The sequence below is a fragment of the Mogibacterium neglectum genome (assembly GCF_030644205.1).
GTDB lineage: Bacteria > Bacillota > Clostridia > Peptostreptococcales > Anaerovoracaceae > Mogibacterium > Mogibacterium neglectum.
Window position 1 is genome coordinate 60443 of record NZ_CP128647.1, and the last position, 15613, is coordinate 76055.

Annotated in this window: 16 protein-coding genes; 13 read left to right on the forward strand and 3 right to left on the reverse strand. The window is 43.3% G+C overall.

Annotated features, from left to right (window positions below):
* Positions 1–12 precede the first annotated feature (12 nt).
* The 3 genes from QU661_RS00275 (at position 13) to QU661_RS00285 (ending at position 1676) form a co-directional block, all read left to right on the forward strand.
* Positions 13–228 carry a Maff2 family mobile element protein gene (locus QU661_RS00275; RefSeq protein ID WP_005962738.1) on the forward strand — a complete coding sequence of 72 codons (216 nt, stop codon included), beginning with the start codon at positions 13–15 and terminating at the stop codon, positions 226–228.
* An 11-nt stretch (positions 229–239) separates the two neighbouring features.
* Positions 240–1109: a VirB6/TrbL-like conjugal transfer protein, CD1112 family gene (locus QU661_RS00280; protein ID WP_304989787.1), complete on the forward strand. Its 870-nt coding sequence runs from the start codon at positions 240–242 to the stop codon at positions 1107–1109.
* Positions 1110–1199: 90 nt separating this feature from the next.
* A complete protein-coding gene (locus QU661_RS00285; RefSeq protein ID WP_465223535.1) occupies positions 1200–1676 on the forward strand; it encodes an MT-A70 family methyltransferase in 477 nt (158 codons plus the stop codon).
* Between the two features lie 88 nt (positions 1677–1764).
* Here the strand turns inward: QU661_RS00285 and QU661_RS00290 are convergent, their stop codons facing one another.
* Positions 1765–1941 (reverse strand): YjzC family protein, encoded by a 177-nt coding sequence (locus QU661_RS00290; RefSeq protein WP_304989788.1) that lies wholly within the window; start codon positions 1939–1941, stop codon positions 1765–1767.
* A 129-nt stretch (positions 1942–2070) separates the two neighbouring features.
* On the opposite strand from QU661_RS00290, the gene QU661_RS00295 reads away from it, so the two are divergent.
* The 10 genes from QU661_RS00295 to QU661_RS00345 all read left to right on the forward strand — a co-directional run bounded on the left by QU661_RS00295 (position 2071) and on the right by QU661_RS00345 (position 14621).
* Positions 2071–2466, forward strand: a complete 396-nt coding sequence (locus QU661_RS00295) for a PrgI family protein (protein WP_304989789.1) — start codon at positions 2071–2073, stop codon at positions 2464–2466.
* Positions 2423–4828: a VirB4-like conjugal transfer ATPase, CD1110 family gene (locus QU661_RS00300; protein WP_304989790.1), complete on the forward strand. Its 2406-nt coding sequence runs from the start codon at positions 2423–2425 to the stop codon at positions 4826–4828. The genes QU661_RS00295 and QU661_RS00300 overlap by 44 nt, the downstream gene beginning before the upstream one ends.
* The gene (locus QU661_RS00305; protein WP_304989791.1) at positions 4825–5742 is read left to right on the forward strand and encodes a DNA cytosine methyltransferase; all 918 of its coding nucleotides are present in this window, start codon (positions 4825–4827) and stop codon (positions 5740–5742) included. Before QU661_RS00300 ends, QU661_RS00305 begins: the two co-directional genes overlap by 4 nt.
* Positions 5739–7643, forward strand: coding sequence for a CHAP domain-containing protein (locus tag QU661_RS00310; RefSeq protein ID WP_330692446.1), 1905 nt, complete (start codon positions 5739–5741; stop codon positions 7641–7643). Before QU661_RS00305 ends, QU661_RS00310 begins: the two co-directional genes overlap by 4 nt.
* Positions 7644–7668: 25 nt before the next feature.
* A complete protein-coding gene (locus QU661_RS00315; RefSeq protein WP_304989792.1) occupies positions 7669–7923 on the forward strand; it encodes a DUF4315 family protein in 255 nt (84 codons plus the stop codon).
* The gene (locus QU661_RS00320; RefSeq protein ID WP_304989793.1) at positions 7913–8578 is read left to right on the forward strand and encodes a DUF4366 domain-containing protein; all 666 of its coding nucleotides are present in this window, start codon (positions 7913–7915) and stop codon (positions 8576–8578) included. Before QU661_RS00315 ends, QU661_RS00320 begins: the two co-directional genes overlap by 11 nt.
* Before the next feature lie 195 nt (positions 8579–8773).
* The gene (locus QU661_RS00330) at positions 8774–10861 is read left to right on the forward strand and encodes a DNA topoisomerase 3 (protein WP_304989796.1); all 2088 of its coding nucleotides are present in this window, start codon (positions 8774–8776) and stop codon (positions 10859–10861) included.
* A 120-nt stretch (positions 10862–10981) separates the two neighbouring features.
* Positions 10982–14050, forward strand: coding sequence for a YodL domain-containing protein (locus QU661_RS00335; RefSeq protein ID WP_304989797.1), 3069 nt, complete (start codon positions 10982–10984; stop codon positions 14048–14050).
* 2 nt (positions 14051–14052) lie between these two features.
* Positions 14053–14259, forward strand: coding sequence for a transposon-transfer assisting family protein (locus tag QU661_RS00340; protein WP_304989798.1), 207 nt, complete (start codon positions 14053–14055; stop codon positions 14257–14259).
* Entirely contained in the window at positions 14256–14621 is a 366-nt protein-coding gene (locus tag QU661_RS00345; protein ID WP_304989799.1) for a cysteine-rich VLP domain-containing protein, read from the forward strand. Before QU661_RS00340 ends, QU661_RS00345 begins: the two co-directional genes overlap by 4 nt.
* A gap of 173 nt (positions 14622–14794) precedes the next feature.
* On the opposite strand, the gene QU661_RS00350 is transcribed toward QU661_RS00345, so the two are convergent.
* Together QU661_RS00350 and QU661_RS00355 are read right to left on the reverse strand one after the other, a co-directional pair.
* Positions 14795–15214, reverse strand: coding sequence for a nuclear transport factor 2 family protein (locus tag QU661_RS00350; RefSeq protein WP_304989800.1), 420 nt, complete (start codon positions 15212–15214; stop codon positions 14795–14797).
* 24 nt (positions 15215–15238) lie between these two features.
* Entirely contained in the window at positions 15239–15568 is a 330-nt protein-coding gene (locus tag QU661_RS00355; protein WP_304989801.1) for a DUF6050 family protein, read from the reverse strand.
* Positions 15569–15613 lie beyond the last annotated feature (45 nt).

The window sequence follows — 15613 nt, forward strand, 5'->3', positions numbered from 1 at the left end:
AAGGATGAATCTATGGGATTTTTTAATTCAGCAGTCGGAGTATTACAGACACTTGTTATTGCACTTGGCGCAGGCCTTGGAATCTGGGGCATTGTAAACCTTTTGGAAGGATATGGGAACGACAATCCCGGCGCAAAGAGTCAGGGCATCAAGCAGCTTATGGCAGGCGGAGGTGTTGCCCTTATCGGTACAACCCTTGTTCCGCTTCTTCGCGGGCTTTTCGGATAAGGAGGTAACACGTGCAGAGCATACTTGATGCAATCAATGAATGGATCAAGGAGATTTTAATCGGATCCATTCAGGGAAATCTTGAAGCTCTGTTCGGAGATGTCAACGAAAAGGTAGGAACCATAGCGGCAGAGGTAGGCAAGACCCCGCAAGTCTGGAACGGCAGTGTATTTTCCATGATAAAAACCTTATCTGAAAATGTTATTGTTCCTATTGCAGGGCTTGTCATTACCTATGTGCTTTGTTACGAGCTTATCAGCATGATTATTGACAAAAATAATCTGCACGAGCTTGACACATTTATGTTTTTTAAGTGGTTTTTCAAGGCGTGGGTAGCGGTATTTATCGTTACCCATACCTTTGATATTACTATGGCGGTATTCGATCTTGCGCAGCATGTGGTATCGGGTGCAGCCGGAGTTATCAGTTCAGATACAAGCATTGATGTGGCATCCTCTCTTACCTCGCTTCAGGAAAAGCTTAAGGATATGGAAATACCGGAGCTTTTACAGCTTTCCATAGAAACCGGACTTGTCAGTCTTTCTATGAAGCTCATGTCCGTTTTTATTACCGTTGTCATCTACGGCAGAATGATAGAAATTTATTTGGTTTGCTCCGTCGCCCCGATTCCGTTTGCCACTATGACAAACAGAGAATGGGGACAGATTGGAAACAACTACCTGAAAAGTTTATTTGCACTTGGTTTTCAGGGTTTTCTTATCATGGTATGCGTCGGAATCTATGCCGTCTTGGTAAAGGCGATGACCGTATCAGATAACCTGCATACTGCGATATTTTCTCTTGCGGCATATACCGTGCTGCTTTGCTTTATGCTTCTAAAATCAAGTGCCATCTCAAAATCTATTTTTGGAGCACATTAGCTCTGTAACTTAAAAGGAGGTATCAAAACAATTAGTAAAAAATATAAGATTATCTATGCCGATCCGCCGTGGAAGTATGAAAGAAACAAGGTGCAGGGTGCGGCGGAACATCACTACTCCACGATGGGCATAGAGGAACTTTGTGCGCTTCCTGTTTCTGAAATTACAGAAAAGGACTGCGTACTTTTTTTGTGGGCTACTTTCCCGCAGCTTAAAGAAGCCCTGCAGCTTATTAGAGCGTGGGGCTTTACTTATAAAACGGTCGCTTTTGTATGGCTGAAAACAAATAAAAAAGCGAAAACATGGTTTTACGGACTTGGCTTTTGGACGAGAGGAAATGCGGAAATCTGCCTTCTTGCAACAAAAGGACATCCCAAAAGGCAGGCGAAAAATATTCACCAACTTATCATAAGCCCCATAGAAGAACACAGCAAAAAACCGGAGGAAGCAAGAAAAAAGATTGTCGCTCTTATGGGAGATATTCCGCGAATCGAGCTTTTTGCAAGAAAAGAAAGTCCCGGCTGGGATATATGGGGAAATGAAGTAAAAAGCAGTATTACGCTTTAGATTTATGTATGTTTTCAAAGTTCATAGAGGACATTTGCAAAAAAATGAAATGAGCTACCTAAGTACATGGTAGCTCAGCTGGTAAAACTTATTTAGTTTTTGTGGGGTCATTCATTACGTAACTTTGTCCTTTTTGGAGAGTAGGTGGAAAAGGTTCGCCTTTTACAACAGTTCTTTCAACACCTGTTTTACCTCCACGAGGACCAACAATTCCGTACTGACCTGATTTTGGAGCAGACTGTCCCGGTTTGAATTTATTATCCATAGTGTTCCTCCTTTCTTAATTATTAGCACACTTGTTAAGTGAGTGCTGGTAGCAGTATAGACCTATATATGCAAAAAGTCAATAGAAGGAACACTATATATAGTCATAAATACAAGAAAGGAGGTTTTTATGGCGTATGTACCCGTACCGAAGGATCTGACAAAGGTTAAAACGAAGGTTGCCTTTAACCTGACAAAAAGACAGATCCTTTGTTTTACGGCAGCTCTCATTTTAGGGCTGCCTGTTTTCTTTCTCTTAAAGGGAAGCGCAGGCACAAGCCTTGCGTCTTTTTTCATGATTTTAGTTATGCTTCCCTTTTTCCTCTTTGCCATGTACGAAAAACACGGACAGCCCCTTGAGGTCATTCTAAAACATATCGTGCAGACAAAGTTTATCAGAAAGAAGGAACGTCCCTACCGGACGAAAAATTATTATGCCCTGCTCATAAGGCAGAGAAAACTTGAAAAGGAGGTATTTCATATTGTTAAAGGACAAAACAAAGGAAAAAAACAGCATAAGAACTAAACGAAAGCTGACAAGAAGCGAGAAAAAGCAGATTGCGGAGCTGATTAGAAAAGCAAAGCCGGATAAAAAGGCTTCTTCCGCACAGGAGAGCATCCCCTACCTTTCCATGTATCCGGACGGAATCTGTAAAGTAACGGAAAACAGATACAGTAGGTGCATTGCCTTTTCCGACATCAACTATCAGCTTGCAGGAGCGGATGAGAAAACCGCAATCTTTGAAAACTGGTGCGACTTTCTCAATTACTTTGATTCCTCTGTGGATGTGCAGCTTTCCTTTATCAATCAGGGAAGCCGCGGAGAAGCAAAAGAAACGATTGAAATTCCAACGCAGGATGATGACTTTAATTCCATAAGATCGGAATATCAGAAAATGCTTTCAGAGCAGCTTTCCAAAGGAAACAACGGACTTGTGAAACTGAAATTCGTAACATTCAGCATAGAAGCGGACAGCTTAAGCGCTGCAAAGGCAAGACTGAATCGAATTGAAACGGATATGCTGAACAATTTCAAGGTGCTTGGTGTAAGTGCTCATTCCATGAACGGATATGAGAGATTAAAAACTTTACACGGTATTTTTCATCCGGAGGGAGAACCGTTTTTCTTTTCTTGGGACTATCTTGTTCCGTCAGGACTATCAACCAAAGATTTTATTGCACCGTCCTCTTTTCGTTTTGGGGAAGGAAGAACCTTTCGCATGGGCGCTAAACTTGGTGCGGTAAGCTTTCTTGAAATCTTGGCTCCGGAATTAAACGACCGCATATTATCCGATCTTTTAGATCTTGAAACAGGAATGATTGTAAACCTGCATATCAAAAGCATCGATCAGGCGGAGGCAATCAAAACAATCAAAAGAAAAATCACAGACCTTGACAAAATGAAGATTGACGAGCAGAAAAAAGCCGTCCGATCCGGCTATGACATGGACATTATCCCGTCCGATCTTGCCACCTATGGCGGCGAAGCAAAAAATCTTTTGCAGGATCTTCAAAGCAGAAACGAAAGAATGTTTCTTGTTACTTTTTTAGTCGTGAACATGGCAGGCAGCAAAAGAAAGCTGGATAATGACATCTTTGCCGCCGCGGGAATTGCACAGAAATATAACTGTGCTCTTACCCGCCTTGACTTTCAGCAGGAGGAAGGATTGATGTCAAGCATTCCTATTGGAAGAAATGAAATTGAAATTCAAAGAGGACTTACCACCTCAAGCACTGCCGTATTCATTCCCTTTATTACGCAGGAGCTTTTTCAGGGCGGCGAAGCTCTCTATTATGGGCTTAATGCTCTTTCAAACAACATGATTTTATGCGACAGAAAGCAGCTGAAAAATCCGAACGGCTTGATTCTCGGAACACCGGGTTCAGGTAAATCCTTTGCGGCAAAGCGTGAAATTACAAACGCCTTTTTAATTACGAATGATGACATTTATATATCAGATCCGGAATCGGAATATTCACCTTTGGTAAACAGCCTTTTGGGACAGGTCATCCGTATCTCTCCCACAAGCAAAGAGTATATCAATCCTATGGATATAAACCTTAATTACAGCGAGGATGATAATCCCCTTGCCTTAAAATCGGATTTTATCCTTTCTCTTTGCGAGCTTGTAGTAGGCGGAAAAGAAGGACTTGCCCCCGTGGAAAAAACGGTCATCGATCGCTCGGTAAGAAATATTTACAGAGAGTTTCTTGCAGATCCGGCAACGGAAAAGATGCCTGTTTTGGGAGACCTTTACGATGAGCTTTTAAGACAGCCTGAGCCGGAGGCTGCACGAGTTGCGGCAGCACTTGAACTTTATGTAACGGGCTCTCTCAATGTATTTAATCACAGAACCAATGTAGAGCTTACGAACCGCCTTGTATGCTTTGACATTAAAAGCCTCGGAAAGCAGCTTAAAAAGCTGGGAATGTTAATTGTTCAGGATCAGATCTGGAACCGTGTCACCATCAACAGAGCGCAAAGTAAAGCGACCCGCTACTACATGGATGAATTTCATTTGCTACTTCGTGAAGAGCAGACAGCCGCATATTCCGTTGAAATCTGGAAACGTTTCAGAAAATGGTCGGGCATCCCGACAGGAATCACTCAAAATGTAAAGGATCTTTTATCAAGCAGGGAGGTTGAAAACATTTTTGAAAACAGCGATTTTGTTCTGATGTTAAATCAGGCGGTAAGCGACAGAAATATCCTTGCAAAACAGCTTAATATTTCTCCGCAGCAGATGAAGTATGTAACGCATACGGAAGCCGGAGAAGGACTGCTTTTTTACGGAAATGTTATCCTGCCTTTTGTGGATCACTTCCCGAAAGATACAAAACTTTACAAGGTGATGACGACAAAGCCGGAGGAAGTGAGCGGCGAATGAAGAAACTAACGCATTTCAGCCTGTTTACCGGAATCGGAGGAATCGACCTTGCAGCGGAAGCCGCAGGCTTTTCTACTCTCTGTCAGTGTGAGTGGGCGGACTTTCCAAATGCCGTACTCAAAAAGCATTGGCCGGACGTTCCGCGTTTTCAGGATATTACTACCGTTACAAAGGAGGCATTTATTGAAAAAACAGGACAAGATACCGTTACCCTCATATCCGGAGGTTTCCCGTGCCAGCCCTTTTCCGCAATCGGAGCAAAAAAGGGATTTACAGACCCCCGCTATCTCTGGCCGCAGATGTGCAGAGTTATTAAAGAGCTCAAGCCCCGGTTCGTGCTTGGCGAAAATGTTGCTAACTTCGTCAATATGGGGCTCAACAAAACGATCATTGACTTGGAAAAAGCGGGATATGCCGTTTGGACATTTCTACTTCCTGCTTGCAGCGTCGGCGCATGGCATGAACGCAAGCGAACTTTTATCGTGGGGGCAGATGTTTCCTACGCCCCTTGCATCCGACACGGGAACAAGACCGGCGGTGCCGCAGGTAGTCCTATCTCCTGCGGGCTCTTTTCGCAGGAAGAAGAAAACGGGACACTGGTCGGCAAATCTGTCGGAGGCGATCTACTATCTGGAGAAAAACACAGATCCAAAACTTCGCTTCAATCCGGAGTGGGTGGAATGGCTGATGGGATTCCCGCGAGCGTGGACGGACGTTTCCTCTGGATAACGGAGCCTACGGATATTCCGAGGCTTACAGAGGATAAAAAAGACCGGGTAAAGCGATTAAAGGTACTGGGCAATGCCGTTGTTCCCGCGCAGGTTTACCCGATTCTGAAATACATTGCAGATATTGAACTTGGGCGCTGCAAAAACTCTTGCGTCTTTTCAGGAAAGGAAGGTGATGCACTTTGAAAGAACCTCTAAAGCCCCGTGATAAGTTCAGGCAAAAAATGAGCCGGGACGGACTTGTCAGAGAAAATATGACAACAGGAAAAACGGAAAATATATCGAGCAGAGTAAACGAAAATTCCATTCAGGATGTTCCCGAAAGCCTGATACAAGGTAAAGAAATCTCTAACAAAAAATCCTCAAGGCTTACCTTTACCGAAGAAGAAAGAAATATTCCGGAGCTTCAAAAGTATATTAAAAAGTCGGATCAGGCGGCAAACCGGCTTGATAAGGCAAGGGATAAAATCCCGAAGAAAAAAGTTCTTTCCTTTGACCGTGAGTTTGACGAAAAATCAGGAAAAGGAAAAACGAGACTTCACTTTGAAGAAAAGGAAAAGCCGATCGGAACGGGAAAAGGTATAGACCCTATTTCCCCCGCACTGAATGAAGCCGGCGTCTTTGTGCATAAGAAAATTCATGAGACGGAGCATGACAATGCAGGTGTTGAAGCGGCACACAAAACCGAAAAGGCTGCTGAAACACTTGGAAGATTCAGCGTAAGAAAAGCAAGAGAGAATTACAGAAATCAGAAGTTAAAGCCCTATCGCACCGCAAGAAAAGCGGAGAAAGCCGCTGAAAAAGCAAATGCAAAGTATTTTTACAAAAAGGCAATGTATGAAAATCCGAATCTGTCATCTGCAAATCCTTTTAGCCGTATGTGGCAGAAAAGACGCCTTAAAAGAAAGTATGCCGCAGAGCTTCGTAAGAAAGGACAAAAAGCGGCAAAGGCGGCAAAGAAGTCTGCGGAAAGAACAAAACAGGCAGGCTCCTTTATTCTACGGCACAGACGAGGAATTGCGATTCTGATTGCTCTCTCTTTAATATTCATTTTGATTTTTACCGGCTTATCTTCCTGCTCCTCTCTTTTATCCGGAGGCTTTAACGGCGTTTTAGGAACAAGCTACACATCAGAGGACATCGATCTTGTGGCGGTGGAAAATGCCTATGCAACTATGGAAAATGAGCTGCAGGGAAAAATAGACAATGTAAAAAAAGATTATCCCGGCTATGACGAGTACAAATATGAGCTTGACGGTATCGGGCACAATCCTCATGAACTTGCTTCCATTCTTACGGCAAAGCACCAAAGCTACACCCTTTCCAAAGTGCAAGCAGACCTACAGAAAATTTTTGAAAAGCAGTATTCTCTCACCTTAAAAGAAGAAGTTGAGGTGCGCTACAAAACGGAAACACATACCGATCCCGATACGGGAGAAACCACAGAGGAAGAAGTCCCATATAACTATTACATTCTTCATGTCAGGCTGAAAACGACACCACTTTCTGATATTGCAAGAGAAATCTTAAATGAAGATGAGCTGAAAATGTACCGTGTCTATCTTGAAACCAGTGGAAACAAGCCCCTTGTATTCGGCGGCGGTTCTCCTGATGGCAGCGCTTCGGAGGATTTAAGCGGTGTTCATTTTGTGAACGGCACCCGCCCCGGAAATCCGGAGCTTGTAAGCCTTGCAAAGAAACAGGTCGGAAATGTGGGCGGCTATCCTTACTGGAGCTGGTACGGCTTTAACGGACGCGTGGAATGGTGCGCCTGCTTTGTATCGTGGTGCTACCACAAAGCAGGAAAAAGCGAGCCGCGTTTTGCAGGCTGTCAGTCGCAGGGCGTGCCTTGGTTTACTTCCCGCGGGCAATGGGGAGCAAGAGGCTACAAAAATATCGCACCGGGAGATGCCATCTTCTTTGACTGGGACGGAGACGGCGGAGCCGATCACGTGGGAATCGTGATAGGAACAGACGGAAGCCGTGTCTATACCGTTGAAGGAAATTCCGGTGATGCCTGCAAGATTAAAAGCTATGACATAAATTCCGGCTATATCAAAGGCTACGGACTGATGAACTGGGATTAACAAAAAATGAAAGGAGAACACATTTATGGCAAACAAGAAAATCTTAAAAATCGAAAAGGAAATTCAAAGAACCCGTGAGAAAATCACGGAACAGCAAAACAAGCTAAAAGAACTTGAAGTGCAGAAAACGGAGGCGGAAAATCTTGAAATCGTGCAGATGGTAAGATCGCTTCACATGACCCCTGCCGAGCTTTCCGAGTTTTTAGCAAAGGGTGTGATTCCTGATAAGGAAGCTATTACAGAAAATGAGTATATGGAGGATATAGAAAATGAAGAATAAAATCATAATGAGAATAACGACTGCTCTCTTTGCCGCCCTGATCCTTATGGGCGGCTTTTCAATTCCCGCTTATGCCGGCGGAGGCGGCGATGCCACAAATGACAGTAATGTAAAAACGGAGGAAACGAAAGAAGAAAAAAAGTCCCTTACCCCGGACGGTAACATGACCCTTATAGATAATGTCAAGGGCGATGCCGCAAAGGACAAGGAATTTATCATTGTAAAAAGCAAGGGCGGAAATTACTTCTATATCGTGATCGACCATGCTGCGCAGGGAGAAAACACCGTTCATTTCTTAAATCAGGTGGACGAAAAGGATCTGCTTTCCATTATTGATGAAAAAGACAGCCTGACCGCAAAACCGGAGCTTCCGAAACAGGAACAGCCGAAACAGGAAACGGAAAAACCGAAGCCCGAAGAAAAACCGGAGAAAAATAATCCTGCAGGGATGATTGTGCTATCCCTTATTCTCATTCTCGGACTTGCCGGCGGAGCGTTTTATTATTTTAAGTTCCTAAAACCGAAGCAGAATGTGAAAGGAACAACTGACCTTGACGAGTTCGATTTTGAGGATTACGAGGATGATTTTACAGAAGAAAACGACGAGGACGGCGAAGAAATTTCAGAGGCAACAGAGCCGGATGAAACAGTATGACATGGTTTACAGACAGTATCTATGAGCGACTGATGACGGAAAAACCGAAATGCGGGCGGCCTGAAAAAGAGCCGCCTGCTTCTTTTTCCTCAAAATGTGAGAGTTGCCCTTACAGGGGAAAGACCCCCTGCATCGGGTACTGTATCAGGAAAATAAAAGAAAAAAGAGAACCGGAGCTTTAGAAAGGATCAGAAAATGAAACTTATTATATGTGAAAAACCGAGTGTCGGAATGACAATAGCGTCCGCACTTGGAATAGAAACGAAAAAGGACGGATATATGGAGGGAAAAGACTTTCTTGTATCTTGGTGCATCGGACATCTTGTAGAGCTTTCCGAGCCGTCCGCATATGGAAGCAAGTACGAAAAATGGAACCTTGAAGCCTTGCCTGTTTTTCCTGAAAGCTGGCAACTTACCGTATCAAAGGATAAGAAAAAGCAGTTTTTAGTATTAAAGGCACTTCTTTTCAGAAACGATGTTACAGAGGTGATAAACGGGTGCGACGCAGGACGCGAGGGAGAACTCATTTTCCGCTTTGTTATGGAAAAAGCAGGCTGCAAAAAGCCTGTAAAAAGACTTTGGATTTCTTCAATGGAAGAATCCGCAATAAAGAAAGGTTTTGACGATCTAAAGGATGGAAACGATTATGACAATCTCTATTTTTCCGCCCTATGCAGAGCAAAGGCGGACTGGCTTGTCGGAATCAATGCGACACGCCTGTTTTCCCTTTTATATAACCATACCTTAAATGTGGGACGGGTGCAGAGCCCGACCTTAAAAATGCTGGTAGATCGAAATGACGCGATTACCAATTTCAAGAAAGAAAAATATTACCATGTGTGCCTTACTTTAGGAGATGCGGAAGCTATCAGCGAAAAGGTTTCAAGCAGAGAAAAATCGGAAGAAATCGCCGAGGCCTGCAAAGGAAAAAGTGCAGTCTGCACTTCTGTTAGCCATGAAAAGAAGGAAGCGCTGCCGCCGAAGCTTTTTGACCTTACCGCACTTCAAAAGGAAGCAAACCGCATTTTCGGATATACCGCAAAGCAGACCCTTGACCTTGCGCAGAGCCTTTATGAAAAGAAGCTTCTGACCTATCCGAGAACGGACAGCAATTACCTGACGGACGATATGGAGGAAACGGCGGAAGCGGTTATTCAAATGCTTTTTTCAAAACTTTCCTTTATAAATGACGCTTCCTTTACACCGAAAGTAAAATCTATTCTTAATAGCAAAAAGGTATCGGATCACCATGCCGTTATTCCCACAACGGAGCTTGAAAAGACGGATCTTTTCATGCTTCCAGAAAGTGAACGAAACATCCTCTTTCTTGTAGGTACAAGGCTTCTCATAGCAACCGCTTCTTCTCATGTATATGAAACGGTTACTGCGATATTTAATTGCACAGAGCTTACTTTTACGGCAAAGGGAAAAACCGTGTTATCTTCCGGATGGAAAGAAACGGAACAGCTTTTTCTAATGAGCCTAAAGGAAAAACCGGACAGTAAAGTTCAGGAAGAAAAAGAACTCCCTGTGTTTAGGAAAGGACAGCATTTTGAAAACTTCCCTGTAAATGTTACAGAGCATGACACATTTCCCCCAAAGCCATATACGGAAAGTACACTGCTATCTTCAATGGAGCACGCAGGAAATAAGGAAACTACAAAGGACGCAGAGCGTAAAGGCTTAGGTACTCCGGCAACCCGTGCAGCCATTATTGAAAAAATCATCAAGGCAGGCTTTGTTACGAGAAAAGGAAAGCAACTCATCCCTACAAAAGACGGAATGAATCTGATTTCTGTACTTCCTGAAACGCTTACCTCTCCGTTTCTTACAGCCGAGTGGGAAAACGAGCTTTCAAGGATTGCAAAGGGAGAAGCGGTTGCAGACAGTTTTATGCAAAAAATCGAAACGCTGACAAAAGAGCTTATCGAAAATATAAATGCCGAAAAAGTGAAAACGGGCTTATTCAAGGAGGAAAAAACGATAATCGGCGTATGCCCGCGTTGTCAAAATCCCGTCTATGAGGGAAAGCAAAACTATTATTGCAGTAACAGGGATTGCCGCTTTGCCATGTGGAAGAATGACCGCTTCTTTACGGACAGGAAAATCACCTTTACGCCCAAACTTGCAAGGGAACTTCTGAAAGATAAGACAGCTAAAGTAAAGAATATCTACTCTCCCAAAACAGGCAAAACCTATGACGGCAATGTGGTTCTTTCCGATACCGGAGAAAAGTATGTAAACTATCGTATTGAGATAGATAGGAAGAAAAAAGAAGAATAGCAAGCATAGGAAAGGGGTACCCTTTCCGTAAAAAATCTCTGTTTTCTGCAGATGCGGCGGCGGAGGTTTATATTTTCCGGGATAGTCCCAGACCCTTAAAAAACGAAAGGAGAACAAACCATGCCATATATGGAAAAAACGGAAAAGTCAAAAGAGGTTCAGCCGATTACCCTTACCTCTGAAAACCAAAAGGACAGGCTGAAAGAAATCACGGATCGTTTGGAGCAAGGTATTTTAGAAGTCTTTGAAAGCGAAAGGTACAAGGAATATCTTCGCGTCATGTCAAAATTTCATCATTACAGCTTTAACAATACCCTCTTAATCGCTATGCAAAAACCTGACGCTTCTCTCATTGCAGGCTTTAATGCATGGAAAAACACCCACGGAAGAACTGTCAAAAAAGGAGAAAAAGGAATCCGCATTATTGCACCTGCTCCCTTTAAGGTAAAGCAGGAAATGGAAAGGCTTGATCCGAAAACCAATATGCCTGTCATCGGAGCGGACGGAAATGTACTGACCGAAGAAAAAGAAATCACGATTCCCGCCTACAAGGTGGTGTCCGTTTTTGATGTATCGCAGACGGAAGGTAGAGAGCTTCCCTCTATCGGAGTAAATGAGCTGACAGGCGATGTGTCGCAGTATGAAGACTTTTTTGCAGCGCTGAAAAAGGCTTCTCCCGTTCCGATTGCCCTTGAACAGATCGAGGGAAGTGCTCACGGCTACTATCACCTTGCAGAAAAAAGAATTGCCATTGACGATGATATGAGCGAGCTTCAAACACTAAAAACCGCAATTCACGAAATCGCCCATGCAAAGCTGCATGATATTGACCTAAATGCTCCAAAAGAGGAAAAGGAAAAAAGACCCGATCAACGTACCCGCGAGGTTGAAGCGGAAAGCGTCGCCTACAGCGTATGCCAGCATTACGGACTTGATACATCCGAGTATTCTTTCGGATATGTTGCCGGCTGGAGCAGCGGCAGGGAGCTTACCGAGCTTAAGGGCTCCCTTGAAACCGTCCGCCTTGCCGCATCTGAGCTGATTGACAGCATAGATGAGCATTTTAAGGCGCTTCAAAGAGAAAAAGAACATGAGCTTTCAGAAAAGGACGAGGAGCCTACCCCGCAGGAAGAAAAACAGGAAGCAGCTTACCGTCTTGAAAGCGGAAATTATCTCTATATCCAAGTTTCTGAAACAGGCTATGACTATACACTGTATCAGCCGGGTTTTACAGACCTTGACGGCGGACAGCTTGATAACCCGGAACTCTCCATTGAAAAAGCCTGTGATGAAATCCTAAAAATGCACGAGCTTTCCGAAAAGGGATTAGAAGAAATCTCTGTAAATGACTTTGAACAGATGCAGGAGGAAGCTTCACAGAAAAAGGATGTAGGCACAAAAGCAAGCTATTATCCCATCAATGAGGCTGCGGCAAAGAGGGCAAAGGAAATGAACAGCTTTTCCGACTACATGCCGGGAAGCGCAACCCTTGAATACAAAAGTCTTGTGGATCGGGCGGCGGAAATTGCAGAAAATCAGAAAAAGAGAGTTGATCCGTCCTTTCACGATAAAATCGATGCCCTGCTTGATACCTATGCGAAAAGACTTGCGGCAAATATGAATAACGGCTTTGCCATTGACGCACGCGTTCCCTCTGTACTGATTGCGGGAGGTTCCAATTTCCCTGTGCGAAAGAAAGAAAAACAAAACGCTGCCCGTGATAAAAACTATGGAGAATGGAAAGAGATTCAGGGGCTTCTTGAAAAAATCAGAAGCACCGGAATGGGCGGAATCAGTGCAGATGATCCGAATGCTGTAAAAAAATTAAATGCAAAGCTTGAAAAGCTGACAAAGGCGCAGGAAACCATGAAGGCGGTCAATGCCTATTACCGAAAAAATAAAACTCTTGATGGTTGCCCGGAGCTTGACGGTGAAGCAATCGAAAAGCTAAAGGCAAGGATGGAAATCAGAGACATTCAGGATAAGCCCTATCCGTCATGGGCTCTGTCTAATAACAGTGCGGAAATCAGGAGAATTAAAACACGTATTCAAAGTCTTTCCGTAAATAAAGAAACGCTATACACAGGCTGGGACTTTGCAGGAGGCAGAGCCGAAATCAACGTAAAGGATAACCGCCTGCAGCTTTTCTTTGATGAAAAACCGGACGGAAAAATCCGTGATGAATTAAAGGCAAACGGCTTTCGCTGGTCGCCGAAGGCTTCCGCGTGGCAAAGACAGCTAAACAGCAATGCGATGTATGCGGCGGATAGTATCAGCAGCATAAAGCCCCTTACGGGAAAACGCGTTACAGAGCTTCAACGAAAGTTCAGAAAGGAAGGCAAAAAAGAAGCTGCCCCGGAATATATCTATAAGGTGCTGGAAGATACTGCTGAAAAAGACAGCATGAAAAACTTTCGCCTTGAAGCCTATATCGTAAAGGAAAACGGCAAGACAAGCTGTGAAATCTTATATTCCGGCACAAAGGAACGCTGCACAGAGCTTTTGGATGAGGTGCATTCCGGGAAGCTGACAAGGGAGCAAGTCAAAGAGCTTTATGCAAAGACCGAAAATACCGAGCCTAAAAAAGATACTTTTAGAATTTATCAGCTGAAACGCGGCGAGCAAACAAGAGAGCTTCAATTTGAATCCTATGACCGCCTGAAAGAATCGGGACAGGTTTTGAATCCGGAGAACTATGTCAAGGTATATGAGGCGGAGCTTACGAAAGGACTTTCTCTTGAAGATATTTACACCCGCTTTAATGTGGATCATCCAAAGGATTTTTACGGGCACAGTCTTTCCGTTTCCGATGTGGTTGTACTTCATAGGGACGGCAAGGTCAGCGCCCACTATGTAGACCGCTTCGGTTACAGGGAAGCACCGGAATTTCTAAAACCGGAAAACTACCTGAAAGCTGCAGAGCAATCCACCGAGCAGAATTACAACATGATTGACGGAATTGTGAATAATACTCCGCCTACGCCAACCGTAGATGAGCTTGAGCAGAAAGTAAAGGCTGGAGAATCCATTTCCCTTACCGAGCTTGTAAAAGCGGTGAAAACGGAGAATCGTAGTTCTGATGAACCGGAGAAAAAACCGTCTATCAGAGCGCAGCTAAAGGAAGCACAGAAAAATCCTGCACAGAAAAAACATAACACGAAAACAAAAAATCAGGAATTGGAGGTATGAAAATGAATCCTTTTACAGTGGAAGAAATGAATTTACTTGCTATTTACAAGGGAGAATCCAAAGAGGAAGTAACGGAGAAAATCGCATTCGCACTTTCTTTTATGGACAGTGATATGCGGGAGCTTGCAAAGCGTACGGTCAAAAAGTTAAACAGCTTATCCGATAAGGAATTTGCCACGCTTTCCATTGAACCCGCTGATGAAATATGAGAAAAGCAAAATCGCTTTCCCCTAAACAGGTAAAGCGTGTCAATCGTCTTGTAAGAAAAGAATGCTGTAATTTTGATAGCGGAAACTGCATTTTGCTTGACGATGGAGATCCTTGCTCCTGCCCGCAGCTGATTTCCTGCTCGCTTCTTTGCAGGTGGTTTTCTGATGCGGTTCTTCCGCTTGACAGAGAGCTTTTTGCAGAACTTTATGCCCCGGAGGAAAAACGCCGCTGTACAGTATGCGGTGCCCCTTTTGCTTCAAAATCCAATCATGCGAAATATTGTCTTGATTGCAGAAAGAAAATCACAAGAAAGCAGGCGGCGGAGCGTATGAGGAAAAAGCGTAGCCTTGTTACGAAATAGAGGGTATAAATGCTTTGTAAAATCTTGTTTTTTAAGAGCTTTTAAGCTTAAGACAGGGATTGTGATACCTATACCCTTAAAAATGAGGTTTTACTGCGTAACATAAAAAAATTTATCCAAAGAAAAACGGACACGGCAGCCATGAATCTCCGGTTGCCGTGTCCGCTATTTTTTTAGAACCATAACGATTTTTCATCTCTGAATACGGGATTTTCACTATTTGCATAAGGATCATATCTTTCCGTATTGCAGCCATATTCCTGAAGCTTTACTATTTTTTCATTCATACTCCATGTTATAGCCGATATTCCGTCAAAACTCTGTCTTGTGCCGTCTTTCATTTCACATTCAAAAAACCAAAAGACAATCGTTTGATCCTCTTTATGAAAGAACTTTTTAATATCCCATTTAAGAACATCTCCGCGAGTATTCCATTCATAGAACCAATGCTTGATTTTTTCTGTTCCATGATATTCCGGACCCCAGCTTTCTATATACACGGCACTTTCATCAAATAAATCTTGAATATTCGTATCTTCTTTATGAAGCCACATATCAAACCAGCTTCGGATAATGCTTTCTCTTTTTTCCATGTAAACACTTCCTTCTACACTTTATTATTTTACAAGCCTGTATATCGTAAGGGGAATATACCATGCGGCAACAAGAAGCTGCCATACAATCACGATGCAGCCTATCAGACCGCCTACAATGATATTTACGGCAAATATTCCTACGGTTGCGGTAAAGTCATGATTTACAGGAATCAGCCATAAAAACATTCTTCTAATGCCAAATGGAACGCCGCAAAACAGCCATATATAGAAATAGTTTGTTTCTCCGTTTTGCGTAAATATGTTTTTTCCCCAATAAAAGAGAAATGCCGTCAGCAGAACAGGCACTATTACTTTCTTAAAAAAATCTTTCCATATTTCTTCGCGTGTCATAATATCAGCTCCTTTTTTTCTGGGAACTGCTTTCCGTCCTTAAAT

Coding starts and splice junctions, on each gene's coding strand:
- QU661_RS00295 (WP_304989789.1), top strand. CDS start 2,071: ATGGCGTATGTACCCGTACCGAAGGATCTGACAAAGGTTAAAACGAAG.
- QU661_RS00350 (WP_304989800.1), bottom strand. CDS start 15,214: ATGGAAAAAAGAGAAAGCATTATCCGAAGCTGGTTTGATATGTGGCTT.
- QU661_RS00345 (WP_304989799.1), top strand. CDS start 14,256: ATGAGAAAAGCAAAATCGCTTTCCCCTAAACAGGTAAAGCGTGTCAAT.
- QU661_RS00330 (WP_304989796.1), top strand. CDS start 8,774: ATGAAACTTATTATATGTGAAAAACCGAGTGTCGGAATGACAATAGCG.
- QU661_RS00320 (WP_304989793.1), top strand. CDS start 7,913: ATGAAGAATAAAATCATAATGAGAATAACGACTGCTCTCTTTGCCGCC.
- QU661_RS00335 (WP_304989797.1), top strand. CDS start 10,982: ATGCCATATATGGAAAAAACGGAAAAGTCAAAAGAGGTTCAGCCGATT.
- QU661_RS00305 (WP_304989791.1), top strand. CDS start 4,825: ATGAAGAAACTAACGCATTTCAGCCTGTTTACCGGAATCGGAGGAATC.
- QU661_RS00315 (WP_304989792.1), top strand. CDS start 7,669: ATGGCAAACAAGAAAATCTTAAAAATCGAAAAGGAAATTCAAAGAACC.
- QU661_RS00355 (WP_304989801.1), bottom strand. CDS start 15,568: ATGACACGCGAAGAAATATGGAAAGATTTTTTTAAGAAAGTAATAGTG.
- QU661_RS00340 (WP_304989798.1), top strand. CDS start 14,053: ATGAATCCTTTTACAGTGGAAGAAATGAATTTACTTGCTATTTACAAG.
- QU661_RS00275 (WP_005962738.1), top strand. CDS start 13: ATGGGATTTTTTAATTCAGCAGTCGGAGTATTACAGACACTTGTTATT.
- QU661_RS00290 (WP_304989788.1), bottom strand. CDS start 1,941: ATGGATAATAAATTCAAACCGGGACAGTCTGCTCCAAAATCAGGTCAG.